1 pseudogene is annotated in these 399 nt (G+C 54.6%); it reads right to left on the bottom strand.

Features of this window, described 5'->3' with window-relative positions:
* A pseudogene (locus ACTHSL_RS13130) lies at positions 1–399 on the bottom strand (hypothetical protein); the annotation flags it as partial.

Here is a 399-nt window from a genome sequence, read left to right as displayed (position 1 = left end):
CTCATCCACATACAGCAGGTTCTCGTCGTTCGGCACGTCCAGCCAATCCCGTGTCGGACGGTTCCGCGATTCTTCATCCAGCACCATCTCATAAGTGTTGCCCCGATCCGACTGCTCCCAGCCGTAGGCCAGATTGATCGGCTGTATCCAAGCCTGGTCGGTATCACGGTAGGTATACAGCGGGCGGTAATCCTCTACTACATAGTAATCCTTATAATCATTTTCATACCCCAACACCACATCGCCGCGCTCAAGCTGGTCGGCGCGCTTCCACACCGGCTGTTCGAACAGTCGCATTTCGTAGGGAGTTTTTTCAAAGGCCGACAGGGCGTCGTATTTCTCCCAGCCGTCCGGCCCGTTGAACATATCGCTGCTGTTGTAATCGCAGCCCTTCCAATA

The sequence above is a fragment of the Neisseria sp. P0008.S010 genome, assembly GCF_051962715.1.
Taxonomy (GTDB): domain Bacteria; phylum Pseudomonadota; class Gammaproteobacteria; order Burkholderiales; family Neisseriaceae; genus Neisseria; species Neisseria elongata.
This window is presented reverse-complemented; position numbering and strand designations above follow the sequence as displayed.